The 13,906-nt window shown below is 69.7% G+C and carries 13 protein-coding genes; 9 read left to right on the forward strand and 4 right to left on the reverse strand.

Annotated elements, in window-relative coordinates:
* Nucleotides 1-44: 44 nt before the first annotated feature.
* On the reverse strand, nt 45-1,019 hold the full coding sequence (gene pgfA, locus LJ657_RS02595; RefSeq protein ID WP_232646520.1) for a cell envelope lipid trafficking protein PgfA: 975 nt from the start codon (nt 1,017-1,019) through the stop codon (nt 45-47).
* A 198-nt stretch (nt 1,020-1,217) separates the two neighbouring features.
* Between pgfA and LJ657_RS02600 the strand changes: the two genes are divergently transcribed.
* On the forward strand, nt 1,218-1,370 hold the full coding sequence (locus tag LJ657_RS02600; protein WP_185124029.1) for a hypothetical protein: 153 nt from the start codon (nt 1,218-1,220) through the stop codon (nt 1,368-1,370).
* 3 nt (nt 1,371-1,373) lie between these two features.
* Entirely contained in the window at nt 1,374-2,615 is a 1,242-nt protein-coding gene (locus LJ657_RS02605) for a PucR family transcriptional regulator (RefSeq protein WP_232646521.1), read from the forward strand.
* A gap of 252 nt (nt 2,616-2,867) precedes the next feature.
* Here the strand turns inward: LJ657_RS02605 and LJ657_RS02610 are convergent, their stop codons facing one another.
* The gene (locus LJ657_RS02610) at nt 2,868-3,917 is read right to left on the reverse strand and encodes an NAD-dependent epimerase/dehydratase family protein (RefSeq protein WP_232646522.1); all 1,050 of its coding nucleotides are present in this window, start codon (nt 3,915-3,917) and stop codon (nt 2,868-2,870) included.
* A 134-nt stretch (nt 3,918-4,051) separates the two neighbouring features.
* On the opposite strand from LJ657_RS02610, the gene LJ657_RS02615 reads away from it, so the two are divergent.
* Together LJ657_RS02615 and LJ657_RS02620 are read left to right on the forward strand one after the other, a co-directional pair.
* The gene (locus LJ657_RS02615) at nt 4,052-4,825 is read left to right on the forward strand and encodes an IclR family transcriptional regulator (protein WP_232646523.1); all 774 of its coding nucleotides are present in this window, start codon (nt 4,052-4,054) and stop codon (nt 4,823-4,825) included.
* Nucleotides 4,822-5,667, forward strand: coding sequence for an SMP-30/gluconolactonase/LRE family protein (locus LJ657_RS02620; RefSeq protein WP_232646524.1), 846 nt, complete (start codon nt 4,822-4,824; stop codon nt 5,665-5,667). The genes LJ657_RS02615 and LJ657_RS02620 overlap by 4 nt, the downstream gene beginning before the upstream one ends.
* A gap of 394 nt (nt 5,668-6,061) precedes the next feature.
* Here LJ657_RS02620 and LJ657_RS02625 read toward each other — a convergent pair whose 3' ends face one another.
* Complete coding sequence (locus LJ657_RS02625; RefSeq protein WP_232646525.1) at nt 6,062-7,309, reverse strand: MAB_1171c family putative transporter; 1,248 nt, start codon at nt 7,307-7,309, stop codon at nt 6,062-6,064.
* Nucleotides 7,306-7,908, reverse strand: coding sequence for a toxin-antitoxin system, toxin component family protein (locus tag LJ657_RS02630; RefSeq protein ID WP_232646526.1), 603 nt, complete (start codon nt 7,906-7,908; stop codon nt 7,306-7,308). Before LJ657_RS02630 ends, LJ657_RS02625 begins: the two co-directional genes overlap by 4 nt.
* 241 nt (nt 7,909-8,149) lie before the next feature.
* Between LJ657_RS02630 and LJ657_RS02635 the strand changes: the two genes are divergently transcribed.
* The 5 genes from LJ657_RS02635 to arfA all read left to right on the forward strand — a co-directional run bounded on the left by LJ657_RS02635 (nt 8,150) and on the right by arfA (nt 13,902).
* Nucleotides 8,150-9,499, forward strand: coding sequence for an extracellular solute-binding protein (locus LJ657_RS02635; RefSeq protein ID WP_232646527.1), 1,350 nt, complete (start codon nt 8,150-8,152; stop codon nt 9,497-9,499).
* Nucleotides 9,496-10,434, forward strand: a complete 939-nt coding sequence (locus LJ657_RS02640; RefSeq protein ID WP_232646528.1) for a carbohydrate ABC transporter permease — start codon at nt 9,496-9,498, stop codon at nt 10,432-10,434. The genes LJ657_RS02635 and LJ657_RS02640 overlap by 4 nt, the downstream gene beginning before the upstream one ends.
* Complete coding sequence (locus tag LJ657_RS02645; RefSeq protein ID WP_232646529.1) at nt 10,431-11,312, forward strand: carbohydrate ABC transporter permease; 882 nt, start codon at nt 10,431-10,433, stop codon at nt 11,310-11,312. Before LJ657_RS02640 ends, LJ657_RS02645 begins: the two co-directional genes overlap by 4 nt.
* Entirely contained in the window at nt 11,309-12,277 is a 969-nt protein-coding gene (locus LJ657_RS02650) for an arabinan endo-1,5-alpha-L-arabinosidase (protein WP_232646530.1), read from the forward strand. The genes LJ657_RS02645 and LJ657_RS02650 overlap by 4 nt, the downstream gene beginning before the upstream one ends.
* Nucleotides 12,278-12,390: 113 nt before the next feature.
* Nucleotides 12,391-13,902 carry an arabinosylfuranosidase ArfA gene (gene arfA, locus LJ657_RS02655; RefSeq protein WP_232646531.1) on the forward strand — a complete coding sequence of 504 codons (1,512 nt, stop codon included), beginning with the start codon at nt 12,391-12,393 and terminating at the stop codon, nt 13,900-13,902.
* Nucleotides 13,903-13,906 lie beyond the last annotated feature (4 nt).

Consider the following 13,906-nt stretch of genomic DNA (forward strand, 5'->3'; position numbering starts at 1 on the left):
CAAATTTCCGGCTTATTAGAACTGACGTCATGTCACATCGTGAGCTAAGCCTGTGAAGTCCGTGACATCTCCGGCGAACCAGGACGCTTCCGTCCTCGTGCCACCAAAACCCCACCCACCACCGCCAGTACGAATCCGGCCACAGCGGCGGTAATCGGCAAGGTCTGCCCCACCATGAGCAGCTGACCGCTCTCCTTTTTGGCCAGCTTCACCTGGTCCTTCTGCGTGGCGGTGGTGAAGGCCAGTTTCCGGCTGTCGAGCAGCACCACCGCGTCCTTCTCGGCGCCCGGCGCCCGCAGGGTGCGGCGCGGGCCGACCTGGGCGTAGAGCACCCGGCCGGTGCGCTGGTCGACGACCAGCTCGATGCCGTGGTTGGAGTACCACTCCTCGGCCAGGACCTGCGGTTTGTTCTTCTGGCCGACGATGCTGCCGGGGACCAGCCGCGTCCCGATCTTCGACGGCGAGACGGTGCCGGTGAAGCGGTAACCCTGGTACCCCTGGACCTTCTTGGTGCCGGAGTAATGCAAAGTGACGGTCGAACCCAGCGAGTTGTCCCACCACTGGTACGACTTTCGAGCCACGTCGAAGGGGAACTTCAGATAGGCGTCGCCCTCGAAGTACGGGTTCTCCTTGCAGCAGTGCACCGGCTGGTTGGTGTGGCGGTTCGTCACCCAGCGGTTGAGGAAGAACTCCAGCGCGTCGTGCGGATCGGCGGCCGGCAGCGACTTGTCCGTGTCGACCGTCGTCGTCACGTCCCACACCGCCCGCCCGCTCTTCTCACTGTCCGCGACGTTGCCGCGCACCTGCTGGGTGACCGTGATCCGCTTGTCGTGGACGGTCTGGATCTGGTCGGTGTCGAAGTAGCTTCCGGTGCCTCTGTAGACGGCTGTGGTGTCGATGTCGACCGGGTTCACGGCGGCCCGCGGCTCGACGTACCAGGCCAGCATCGGCGCCAGGACCAGCAGAAACGTGCCGAGTCCCAGCAGAATCAGCGAAAGGGGGGAGGCGGTACGGCGCATCCGGACACTCCAGGGGGAGGGATGACGGAGTTGGGGCCGCTCTGGCCCGCGACGCCGGACTGGCGAGAAGACAGGGCCTTGGGCCGGGAACCGTAGGCTGCTCTTGACGGGGTGTCAATGCTTGTCGAAACTGGGGCCGACAGGCAGGGGTGGGGCACCGGGGTGGGACAACCTCCGGACAGAGAGGCTGACCCTGCGATGTCCAGACTGCTCGCAGCCGTGCTCACCGTCGTGGCCGCCGCCGCGCTCGCCGTGGGCGCCGCGCTCGGCATCGTCGCGCTGCTCGACGCGACGCCCGCCCAGCCCAACACCCCCTTGATCACATACGAGCAAGCCGGGCAAGGGAGTTGACCTGTGACGCCCGCTCACTCACCGGCCGTCACCGCCCGCTCGGCCTGGCACGACGTGCCCCGTCTCCAGGTCCGCCGGTTCGCCGCGCTCGCCATGGCCGAGGCGCCCGCGCTCGCCGAGGAGATCCTGCGGGAGATCCGCCGCGAGTACCCGCACCTGCCCGTCGTCCTCGACGAGTCGGGCGAACCGATGGCCCTGGTCGGCATCCGTCGGGCCATCGAGGTCTTCGTTCAGCATCTGGAGCAGTCCGAGGGCCGCCCGACGGTGCCGCCGGGCGTCTTCCAGGAGTTCGGCCGGGGCGAGGGCCTGCACGGCCGATCGCTCGACTCCCTCCAGGCGATCTACCGGATGGGCGTACGCCTGGCCTGGCGCTGTTTCGCCGAGATCGGCCAGCGGGTCGAGATCCCGCCGCCCGCGATGTACGAACTCGTCGACGCGGGTTACGAGTACCTGGACGGCCTGGTCGACCAGTCGGTGCGCGGCTACGCGGAGGCGGCGGCGCGGCAGGCCGGGGAGCGGCTGAGGCTCCAGCGGCGGCTGATGGAACTGCTCCTCGCCGAGCACCACCGGGGCGACCCGGCCGACGCGCTGACCGAACGGGCCGCCCGGGTCGGCTGGACGCTGCCGCGCAAGGTCGCGGTCGGCGTCCTGCTCCGCCCGGCCCGCGAGGCGGTCGCACCCGCCGTGGGGCAGGGCGTGCTGCTCGACATGGAGTACGAGCAGCCCCGCATGGTCGTCCCCGAGCCGGACGCGGCCGGCCGCCCCGAACTGCTGCACCGGGCGCTGACCGGCTGGTCCGGGGCGATCGGGCCGCCCGTACCCCTGGCCGACGCGGCGAAGTCACTGCGCTGGGCCGAGGCGGCCGTACACCTGATGGAACGGGGGCTGCTGCCCGCCGGGGACGTCCTGTACTGCACGGAGCACACGGAGGCGCTGGTCCTGCTCCAGCCCGAGGAACTGATCGACGACCTGGCCCTGCGCTGCCTGGCTCCCCTCACCCACTGCGGCCCGACGCACGGGCGTCGGCTTGCTGAAACGTTACTGGCGTGGCTGGAGACACGAGGCGGGGCACCGGAGGTGGCCGCCCGGCTGGGCGTCCACCCCCAGACCGTCCGCTACCGCCTCCGCCAGATCCGCGAGCTGTGGGGCGACGAGATCGACGACCCGGACCGCCGCTTCGAGCTGGAACTGGTGCTCAGGGCACAGCGGTTGAGGGGGGTGCTGGGGGAGGCGGGGCGGCGCTGAACGGCAGTTGGCGGGCAAGGCTTGGACGTCGTCCGGTCGCGCCCCCTGCCCGACGGAGCCACGCCGACCACAGCGACCCCAACGGAGGACTCCGGGCGGGCTGTCGGCGACGGAGCAGAAAACCCCACGGCGCGAGCCGTAGGAATCTGCCTCGCTCGCGAGGGGGTGATGCCAAGAGGAAGCAGCACTGGCCCCGCCTGCCCGCCTGCCTGCCTGCCTGCCTGCACGAAGCGGATGGCCGGATCGGCGTCGCTAGGACCGCTGCGCGCGCCAAGCCTCGTAATGATCCAGAACGGTCTCCTCGATCGGCCGGTAGGAGATGCCCAACTCCCGGACACTACGGCTGTTGTCGACCTTGAACCGGATGCCGAGATGCTTGCGGATGTAGTCCTGGGTGAGCCCGAAGGCGGGACCCAGGACGCGAACGGGCCAGTGCGGAAGGCGGTTTCGCGGCAGCCGCAGATCCCTGGGATACCGCCCCCGAATGATCCGCGCCATCTCATGGAAGGACGTCATCCGCTCCGCCGCGACGATGTAACGCCCCTGGGCGTCCGGTTTCTCGGCCGCGGCGATGTGCGCGTCGGCCACGTCCCGCACATCGGCCGTGGTGAAGCTGAAGTCGGGGGCGCCGTAGAAGAAGTAGCCCTTGAAGAGCTCTTCGAGGAGGAAGAGGCTGCCGGACTCGGAGGCGGGGGTGAGGGAGGGCCCGAGCACCAGCCCCGGATTGACGGCGACCATGCGCCAGCGCGACTGCCCCTGCTCGGCATCCCGGGCGGCCTGCTCCGCCACGGTCTTGGCGTAGTGGTACGGGTTGTTCTCGACGGTACTGGTGGTGTTGAAGTACGCCTCGGTGAGGACCTGCCCCTCCATGTGGCGTACGTCCGCGTAGTCGCCGAATATCGCGCCGACGGTGGAGGTGAGGACGAGCCTGCGCACGCCGGCCGTCCGCTCGATGCTCCCGATCACATTGCGCGTACCGGTGAGGGCGGGCTCGACCATGTCCCGCTGTCCGTCCTTGATCTTCTCCGGCATGAAGAAGGGCGAGGCGACATGGAACACGACCTCGCACCCCTTCATCGCCTCGTCGAAGGCCCCCTCGACGAGAAGATCGGCCTCGAACAGCTCCAGCCGGCCGGGGAAGCGGTCCTGCAACGCCTTCAGGGGCGCCACCTTCGCGGTGTTCGCGGCGCTGCGGACGGTCGTGCGTACGCGATACCCCCGTTCCAGCAGCCGTTCCACGAGATGACAACCGACGAACCCACTGCCTCCGGTCACCAGCACGTCCACGCGCACTCCGATCATTCGGTCAGAACCATTGCCCGGGCAAACGCGTATGCGTAGCCTGTGTTCGTCATGCCGATCGTCTGTTGAAATTTCGAACAGGCGCCTAGGGTAAATACCTCAACAACCTCAGATAACAAGGGAGGGGGCCGGTCGTGGGACGCCTTGTACCTGCCGTGACTCGGGCTCTCGACATTCTTGAGCTCTTCCTCGACGGGGACGGGACGCTCTCCGCCCCCGACATAGTGCGCAAGCTGCAGCTGCCGCGCACCACCGTGCACGAACTGGTCACCACGCTCGCCGCCCGGTCGTACATCGTCCAGGTGCCCGGGCAGCCGGGACGCTACCGGCTCGGTGTACGTCCGTACCAGCTCGGGAGCCGGTACGCCGAGCAGCTGGACCTCGCGGCCGAGGGACAGCAGGTGGCCCGGTCCGTCGCCGAGACCTGCGACGAGACGGTGCACGTGGCGATCCTCGAGGGTACCGACGTCATCTACATCGCCAAGGTGGACTCCACCCACGCGGTGCGTATGGTGTCGGCGGCCGGTCGTCGGCTGCCCGCCCACTGCACGTCTGTCGGGAAGATGCTGCTGGCCTCCCTTCCCGAGCCGGAGCTCACCTCGCGGATCCCGGACGACGCCGAGCTCGTCGGGATGACTCCCAACAGCATCACCGAGCCGTCCGCCCTGCGCGAGGCCCTGACGCAGATCCGTCAGCGCGGGATGGCGGTCGAGAACCGTGAGTCCAACCCGGACGTCAGCTGCGTCGCCGCGCCCGTACGGGACCGCACCGGGCAGGTCGTCGCGGCCCTCTCCATCTCCGTCCCCATGATCCGCTGGAGCGACGAGCGCCGCGTCGAGCTGGAGCAGCTCGCCGCCAAGGGTGCCGTCGAGCTGTCGGAGCGCCTCGGCCACCGGACCGTCGTATGACGGCGTACGAGGTGGCGGTGCGTGCCGAGGCCACCCTGGGCGAGGGCCCGACCTGGGACGCGGCGGCCGGCCGGCTGATCTGGATCGACATCCTGGGCGCACGTGTGTACACGTACGACCCGGTGACCGGCCGTCGCACGGCCCGCGTCACCGACCAGCACGTGGGCGCGGCGAAGCCGAGGGCCGGCGGCGGGCTGGTCCTGAACCTCAGGGACGGAGTCGGCCTCGTCGACCCCGACGGCACCTTCCGCTGGCTGCACCACGAGGTCGTCCCCGGCCGCCGCGCCAACGACGCCGCCGTCGCCCCGGACGGCTCCCTCTGGGCGGGCACCATGCGCTACGACGAGGCGGCGGGCGGCGGCACGCTGTCCCGTCTCACCGGTGACGGCTCGGTCGAGCTCGTCCTCGACGACGTGGCCGTGAGCAACGGCACCGGCTGGAGCCCCGACGGCAGCCTGATGTACTACGTCGACTCGCCGACGCGGCAGGTCGACGTCTTCCACCACGAGGACGGCCGGGCCGTGGACCGCCGCCGGTTCGCGCAGATCGAGGACGGCGCCGGCTACCCCGACGGGCTGACGGTGGACGCCGACGGCTGCGTGTGGGTGGCCCTGTGGGACGGCGCGGCGGTACGCCGCTACACACCCGACGGCGAACTGGACAGAGTGATCGAACTCCCCACGCCCCGCGTGACCGCCTGCGCCTTCGGCGGCCCCGATCTCACGGACCTGTACATCACCACGGCCCGGGTGGGGCTCACGGCACCCCACCCGGTGGCAGGTTCCCTGTTGGTGGTCCCGGGAGCGGGGAAGGGCCTGCCTCAGCCGGCGTTCGCGGGCTGACGGAGGCGGCGGACGGGCCGGGACGGCGGACGGGCCAAGGGCGGCGGACAGGCCAGGGCGGCGGACAGGCCAGGGCGGCGGACAGGCCAGGACGGCGGGCGGGGCGGCTCCGCGCTGTCCGTCCCGTTTCACGCCGGACCGGTCGCCTGACCGCCGCTCGGCCACCACTTGCCCTGCCGCTGCTCGGCCACCACTTGCCCTGCCGCTGCTCGGCCACCGCTTGCCCTGCCGGCGCCCGTCTCCACCGGCTTGGCCCACACCTGGGCCGACCGCCGCCCCGTCTCCCGGCGGTTTGGCCGTTTGCCCGGCCCCCGTCCTGCTCCGCCGACTGTTCGGCCCGCGCCTGGGCCGCCGCCCGGTCCTCCCCGCCCCCGCTCACCCAATTGATCAGCCCCTACCGCCGGATCCCTCGCTGATCCCGCGCACCGGCTGGCCCCGTCCGTGCCCGTACCGCCTCCAGGTCCTCCGGGCGGCGCAGGGCGTGGGAGATGGCTGCGATCTCGCGGAGCAGGTCCGTCGTGTCCGGGTCGTGGTGGTCGTCCGGCTCCGGCGAACGGCGGCGGGTCTCGACGGCGTCCTGGATGGCCAGCGCGGCGGCGAGGGACTTGGCCCGGGCCGGGTCGTGGCCGAGGGTGAGCGCCGTCTCGTACGTGCGTCGGCGACCGGGCTCGTCGATGTGGCGGGCCAGGGGGAGGAGGGCGTCGCGGATGAAGGTCTCCCGGCGGATCAGCCGCAGCTCCGGCGTCGCGCGCAGGACGAAGGAGACGCCGCTGCCGTTGACCGTGCGCATCAGCAGGTACAGGGGCCGGAGCCGGTGGTGGGCCAGGCGGACCCGCCACTGCTCGGCCAGGTACTGGCCCGCGTGCGGCAGGATGAAGCCGACCGCGATCAGGAGGGCGGAGAGGCAGGCCAGCGGGGGTGCCACGGCGGTGCTCAGCCAGTCCAGGTCATGGCCCGTCCAGCGAGCCGCCACCGCGGGCAACTTGACCGCGTAGAAGGAGAGTTGGGCCGCGTAGCCGACGCCGAGGAACTTCAGGCCCCAGCGCAGCCACGCGTCGAGCCCGTCGGTGCGCACCCAGTTCCAGATCAGGCCCGAGGTGATCACCGTGGCCACCGCCTGCGCGAGCAGATACAGCAGGATCATCTCGCGCATGTACGGGGTGTCGGCGTAGTACGTGTCCAGGTCACGGAGCCGTTCCACCGGGGCGTCCGCCAGCGCGAACAGCACCCACAGTGTGGCGATCACCCCGAGGGAGCCGGCCACCACCCACCGCACGGCCCGCACGGTCGACGCCGAGCGGTCCGACAGGCCGTTGCGCCACGCGATGATCAGCAGCAGGCACGAGCCGCAGAACGCCGTCAGCAGTGAGTACACCCACGGCGCCGAGATGTTCGGTACCCCCGTGACCCGGTTGACCCGGGCGATCGTCGACGGCGCCACGAACACGAACACCGCGCAGGCGATGAGGAGTACGCCGCCGACGGCGCGCAGCAGCGGGTCGCTCCAGAGGCGGACGATGGTCGGCAGCTTGATCGCCAGCGCGGCGGTCAGGACACCGGCCGGGATCCACCAGAAGGACGGGTAGAACTCGTTGACGAAACCCGCGGGGGACCAGGCCAGTGGGACGAGGGCCGCGGTCACCGACCCGTTCCTCCGCGCCCGCGGTAGCCCAGGGACCGCTGGATGCGGCCGAGCGGTGCGTCGGCGTCCCGCCCCGACAGCAGCGGCCGGAACGCGGCCGCGAGCCGGTGCCCGAAGTCGTCGGCCTCCGCCTCGTCGGTCATGCGCGAGCCGTCGCGCGCGGCAACCGACAACGCCGCGTCCTTGAAGGCGTTCCACCTGCGCCGGTCGGCCAGCGCCGCCCCCGCCACATGGTGATGGCTGTGCCCGGCGTGCAGATGCCACAACTCATGGCCGAGGATGACCAGTTGCTGCACCGCCTCGGCCCGCTCCTCGACGATCACCAGGTCGAAGTCCGAGAACTCCACCCACAGCCCGGTCACTTCGATCTCGTCGGGGAACCGTTCGAAGCGCAGCTCCACCGCCCGCCCGCCGCGCAGCACGCTCATCTCCTGGCACAGCGCCCGGCACAGCTCCCGCACATCGGCCGGCGGGCGAGGTCTGGCCCGTATCGCCGCGCCGAGGCGGTCCGTCAGCCTCCGCATCCCGGACACCCTCCGTGAGCGTCCCAGCCAGGCCGAGATCCGGGCCGCCTTCCTCCGCGCGCCCGCGCTGTCCATCGCTCCCCCTGTCCGACGCCGCCGCTCACTGCCACACAACAGGCCGTCCGAGACTACGCCGTCGTTCAACTGCGAACGGTCTCGCCGGCCGGAAAGTCCTGTCCAACCCATTGACTAGCAAGCGCTTCCTATCTACGGTCCCGTTCGAAGTTACGAGCGCATTTCGAAATACCGAACAGGCGAGCAAGGGACCCACAGGCGACATCTCAAGATCTCAAGCAGTGACGGCAGGGGGCAGGGCATGGAACGACCCGAACTGAACCGCAGACGACTTCTGGCCACGGCAGGCGGTCTCGCGGTCGCGGGCAGCTTCGGCTTCGCCGCACTCGGCACCGGCGCGGACGCACTGGCCGCCGGCGCGGACACCCGGGTGCGCTACTGGAACCTCTTCAGCGGCGGCGACGGCGCCAACATGATCGCGATGCTGGACGCCTTCCGCAAAGAGCACCCCGGCATCGCCGTCAAGGACTCCACGCTCCAGTGGGGCAACCCCTTCTACACCAAGCTCGCCATGGCCGCCGCCGGCAACCGCGCCCCCGAACTCGGCGTCATGCACATGGGCCGCGTCGCCGGCTTCTCGCCCGGCCGCCTCCTCGACCCGTGGGACATCGAACTGCTCGCCAAGTACGGCGTACGGCAGCAGGACTACAACCCCGCCCTGTGGAACCGCGGTGTCATCGACGGCAGGCTCTACGCCCTCCCACTCGACATCCACGTCCAGCTCTGCTTCTACCGCAGGGACGTGCTGAAGAAGGCGGGCCTGCTCGGCGACGACGGCCTGATGATCCCGGTCACCTCCACCGACGAGTGGTTCGACGTCCTCAAGAAGGCCAGAAAAGTCCAGAAGAAGGGGCTGCAGACCATCGGTCTGTGGACCAACGACCAGAACTTCCAGTGGTGGTTCTTCGTCGCCTTCTACACCCAGCTCGGCGGCCAGTGGTTCGACGACGCCCGCACCCAGGTCCTCTTCGACGCCGACAAGGCCACCCAGGTCCTGGAGTTCTTCCGCAAGCACGTCACCGACGGCTACGTCATCCCGGGCGCCCCGACCGGCGAACAGTTCATCAACGGCGCCCCCTTCACCTGGGAGGGCAACTGGTCCGTGCCGGTCTTCTCCGGAGCCAAGCTGGACTACGGCGCGACCCCGCTGCCGCCCGTCTTCGGCAGGCAGGCCACCCACGCCGAGTCGCACTCCTTCGTCCTGCCGCACCAGTCGGGCCGCGGCGGCGCCACCAACGAGGCCGCCCACGAACTGGCCGCATACGTCGTCACGCACGCCCTGCAGTGGGCGGCCGGCGGCCACATCCCCGCCTACCGGCCGACGCTCTCCACCGAGGCGTACAAGACGCTCACCCCGCAGAACGAGTACGTCAGCGCCATGAACCACCAGGCCACCGAGCCGAAGGTGTGGTTCGCGGGCTCCACCGGCGTCCTCGCCCAGGACCTCGGCCCGATGGTCGTCTCCTCCACGATGGGCTCCGCGGGGCCTGCCGCCGTCGCACAGCGCATGAAGAAAGAGCTCGCCAAGCTTCTCGCCTCGAAGAACCCGATGGACGGCAGGACCGCCGCGCAGGGAGGTGCGGTCGCATGACGACCAGTGCTCAGACCGTCCTCGCGCCGGCGCGCGCCAGAACCGCCGCCGCGACCGCGACCGTACGCCGTAAGCAGGGCTTCCAGCACGGGGGCTGGTTCGTCGCCCCGTTCCTGGCGCTCTTCGTGCTGTTCGTGATCTGGCCGCTGCTGCGCGGCGTCTACCTCAGCCTCACCGACGCCAACATCTCCGGCGAGGGCGCGAGCTTCATCGGCCTCGACAACTACCGCGAGGCCCTGCACGACCAGCTGATGTGGGACGCGCTCGGTCACAGCGCGTACTTCACGCTGCTCGTCGTGCCCTGCATCACGGTCCTCGCCTTCCTGCTCGCGATGCTCGCGCACCACATCGAGCGCGGCAAATGGCTGTGGCGGCTGTGCTTCTTCGTGCCGTTCCTGCTGCCGTCGACCGTCGCGGGCAACCTCTTCCAGTGGCTTTTCACCCAGGGCATCGGCATGTTCAACCACACCTTCGGGATCGACACGCCCTGGCTGACCGACAAGTCGTACGCCATGCTCGCCATCGTCATCGAGACCCTGTGGTGGACGGTCGGCTTCAGCTTCCTGCTCTACCTCGCCGCGCTCCAGGGCATCCCGGACCACCTCTACGAGGCCGCCAAGCTCGACGGCGCGAACGCCTGGCACCGCATGGTCCACATCACCCTGCCGATGCTCCGCAACATCACGGGCCTCGTCGTCGCACTCCAGGTCCTGGCCTCGCTCCAGCTCTTCGACCAGGCCGTCGTGATGATGGACTTCGGCCCCGGCCCGGAGCTCAGCACCCGCTCCTTCGTCCAGTACACCCTCGAACAGGGCTTCACCAGCTACCGGGTGGGCTACGCCTCCGCGATGTCCATCATCTTCTTCGTGATCATCGCAGTCGTCGCCCTGGCGCGGATGTGGCTGCTGCGCAACCGTGAGGAGGGCGGCCGATGACCACCGTCGGGACGACCGCAAGCACCGCACGCTCCGTACGCCCCAGGTCCCGCAGGCCCTGGACCCCCAGCCAGATCGTCCTCACCCTGCTCGGTGTCGCCGTCTCCGCCGTGTTCGTGGCGCCGATCGCGGCGGCCCTGTTCACCTCGCTCAAGTCCGAGGCCGAGGCCGCCGAGATCCCGCCGCACTGGCTGCCGAAGGTGTGGACGGCCCAGGCGTGGAAGGCCCTCTGGTCCACCGGCAACCTCACCAACTGGTTCGTGAACTCGCTGGTCGTCTCGGTCTGTGTGACGACCGTCGTGCTGGTCGTCAGCGCCCTCGCCGGATACGGCTTCGCCCGCACCGAGTTCCGCGGCAAGAGCGTCCTCATGGGCATGGTGATGTCCGGCCTGATGGTCTCGCCCGCCGTCCTCGGCGTGCCCCTCTTCACCACGGTCCAGCAGATGGGGATGGTCGACACCTACTGGGGCATGATCCTCCCCCAGTGCGCGCCCGCCGCCATGGTCTACATCCTCTACAAGTTCTTCCAGGGCGTCCCGCGCGAACTGGAGGAGGCCGCGTTCATCGACGGCGCCGGCCGCTGGCGGGTCTTCCTCACCATCGTCGTCCCGCTCGCCCGCCCCTCACTCGCGGCGGTGGGCATCTTCACCTTCATCGCGTCCTGGAACAACTTCCTCTGGCCCTACATGGTGACCAACAACCCCGACCTGATGACCATGCCGAACGGCATCGCGACCGTCATGAACTCCTACGGCATCCAGTGGGCCCAGCTCATGGCCGGCGGCCTCATGGCGGGCCTGCCGCTGATCGTCGTGTTCGTCTTCTTCCAGCGCCAGATCGTGGCGGGCGTCGCACACACGGGATTGGCCGGACAGTGAGAGCACACAGAGCGCTGACGGCCCTGGTGGCGGTCCTCCTGGCCGTCCTGCCCACCACGGCACAGGCAGCGGAGAGCTACCCCGACCCGCTCCCCGTGACCGGACAGCAGATCATCCACGACCCGACCGTCATCCACCTCAAGTCCGGGGAGTACGTGGCCTATTCGACCGGGGGCGTGATCGGCGCGCGCCTCTCGAAGGACATGCGCCACTGGGACGACGCGGGCAACGCCTTCGCCGAGCCCCCGAGCTGGTGGTACGAGTACAACAACACCGGCGACCCCTGGGCCCCGGACATCTCCCGCCGCGACGGCCGCTACTGGCTGTACTACGCAGTCTCCTCCTGGGGCACCAACCACTCCGCGATCGGCGTCGCCACCTCCCCGTCCGGCCTCCCCGGCACCTGGACCGACCACGGCAAGGCGTTCACCTCCGAGACCACGGACACCTGGAACGCCATCGACCCGGCGATCGTCCGGGCCGACGGCGGACTCTGGATGGCCTTCGGCTCCTACTGGACCGGCATCCGCATGGTCGAACTGAACCCCAGGACGGGCAAGGCGGTCGAGGGAGCCACGGTCGAGCACCTGGCGACCCGCCCCGATGCTCCGTACGCCGTCGAGGGCGCGTACGTCGTCCGCCACGGCCACTACTACTACCTCTTCGCGTCGTACGACGCCTGCTGCCAGGGCGTGAACTCCACGTACAAGATCAGAGCGGGCCGTTCGACGAAGGTGACGGGCCCGTACACCGACAGCACGGGCAAGCCGATGCTGGAAGGCGGCGGCGACCTGCTGCTGGCGAGCCACGGTCGCTACATCGGCCCAGGCGGAGAATCGGTCTTTCGTGACCACGGCAAGGACTGGCTGGCGTACCACTACTACGACGCGGACGACAACGGCACCCCCAAGTTGGGCCTCAACCGCCTCAGCTGGACACGAGACGGCTGGCCAGCGGCTTTTTAGCTTTTAGGGGCGCGGGACTGTGTCCATTTGCGGCTCCGCCGCGTGGGCGCGAGCAACCCCCACGAACCCGCAGCCGCCAACGCACCAGGAACCACCCACCCCGAAAGGCGCCCATGAGCACCGCCCGCTTCACACTCGATCCCGCCTTCACCGTCGGCGAAGTCAACCCCCGTCTCTTCGGATCGTTCGTAGAACACCTCGGCCGTTGCGTCTACACCGGCATCTTCGAGCCAGGGCACCCCACGGCAGACGAGGCCGGCCTCCGCACCGACGTCCTGGACCTCGTCCGAGAACTCGGCGTCACCGCCATCCGCTACCCCGGCGGCAACTTCGTCTCGGGCTACAAGTGGGAGGACTCGGTCGGCCCCGCCGAGGACCGCCCCCGCCGCCTCGACCTCGCCTGGCGCTCCACCGAGACCAACCGCTTCGGCCTCTCCGAGTACATCGCCTTCCTGAAGAAGATCGGCCCCCAGGCCGAGCCCATGATGGCCCTCAACCTCGGCACCCGGGGCGTCGCCGAGGCCCTCGAACTCCAGGAGTACGCCAACCACCCCGCCGGCACGGCCCTGTCCGACCTCCGTGCCGCGCACGGCGACAAGGACCCCTTCGGCATCAACCTCTGGTGCCTCGGCAACGAGATGGACGGCCCCTGGCAGACCGGCCACAAGACCGCCCAGGAGTACGGCCGGACCGCCGCCGAGACCGCCCGCGCGATGCGCCAGATCGACCCGGGCGTCGAACTCGTCGCCTGCGGCTCCTCCAGCCAGTCCATGCCGACCTTCGCCGCCTGGGAGGCCACGGTCCTGGAGGAGACGTACGACCTCGTCGACTACATCTCCCTGCACGCCTACTACCAGCCCGAGGACGGTGACGTCGACTCCTTCCTGGCCTCCGCCGTCGACATGGAGTCCTTCATCGAGAACGTGGTCGCCACCGCCGACCACATCGGTGCGAAGCTGAAGTCGAAGAAGAAGATCAACCTCTCCTTCGACGAGTGGAACGTCTGGTACATCTCGGAGTGGCACGAGATCGAGAACTCCGGTGCGCGGGACTGGGCGGAGGCCCCGCGTCTTCTGGAGGACAACTACAGCGTCATGGACGCCGTCGTCTTCGGGTCGCTCCTCATCGCGCTGCTGCGGCACGCGGACCGTGTCACCGTCGCCTGCCTCGCCCAGCTGGTCAACGTGATCGCCCCGATCATGACCGAGCCCGGCGGTCCGGCCTGGCGCCAGACGACCTTCTTCCCCTTCGCCCAGGCCTCGAAGTACGGCCGCGGCCAGGTCCTCGACGTCCGGGTCGACTCGCCGACGTACGAGACGAAGAAGTACGGCGAGACCGACCTCCTGCACGCCACCGCCGTGCGCGCGGAGGACGGCACCGTCACCGTCTTCGCCGTCAACCGCAGCCGCACCGAGGCACTGCCCCTCGAAGCCGCCCTGAACGGCCTGGACCTGACGGAGGTCGTCGAGCACAGCGCCCTCGCCGACGCCGACCCGGACGCCCGCAACACTCTCGACGACCCCGAGCGGGTGGCCCCGCACCCGGTCGAGGGCACCGCGCTGCGGGACGGCACCCTCACCGCCGTACTGGAACCGCTGTCCTGGAACGTGATCAGGCTGGCCTAGGGCC

This window comes from Streptomyces guryensis (genome assembly GCF_021261325.1).
Classification (GTDB): Bacteria; Actinomycetota; Actinomycetes; order Streptomycetales; family Streptomycetaceae; genus Streptomyces; species Streptomyces guryensis.

Bases quoted from the DNA above. Each gene is read 5' to 3' on its own strand.
- LJ657_RS02640 (WP_232646528.1), top strand. From the start codon at position 9,496: ATGACGACCAGTGCTCAGACCGTCCTCGCGCCGGCGCGCGCCAGAACC.
- LJ657_RS02630 (WP_232646526.1), bottom strand. From the start codon at position 7,908: ATGGACAGCGCGGGCGCGCGGAGGAAGGCGGCCCGGATCTCGGCCTGG.
- LJ657_RS02635 (WP_232646527.1), top strand. From the start codon at position 8,150: ATGGAACGACCCGAACTGAACCGCAGACGACTTCTGGCCACGGCAGGC.
- pgfA (WP_232646520.1), bottom strand. From the start codon at position 1,019: ATGCGCCGTACCGCCTCCCCCCTTTCGCTGATTCTGCTGGGACTCGGC.
- LJ657_RS02620 (WP_232646524.1), top strand. From the start codon at position 4,822: ATGACGGCGTACGAGGTGGCGGTGCGTGCCGAGGCCACCCTGGGCGAG.
- LJ657_RS02645 (WP_232646529.1), top strand. From the start codon at position 10,431: ATGACCACCGTCGGGACGACCGCAAGCACCGCACGCTCCGTACGCCCC.
- LJ657_RS02600 (WP_185124029.1), top strand. From the start codon at position 1,218: ATGTCCAGACTGCTCGCAGCCGTGCTCACCGTCGTGGCCGCCGCCGCG.
- LJ657_RS02610 (WP_232646522.1), bottom strand. From the start codon at position 3,917: ATGATCGGAGTGCGCGTGGACGTGCTGGTGACCGGAGGCAGTGGGTTC.
- arfA (WP_232646531.1), top strand. From the start codon at position 12,391: ATGAGCACCGCCCGCTTCACACTCGATCCCGCCTTCACCGTCGGCGAA.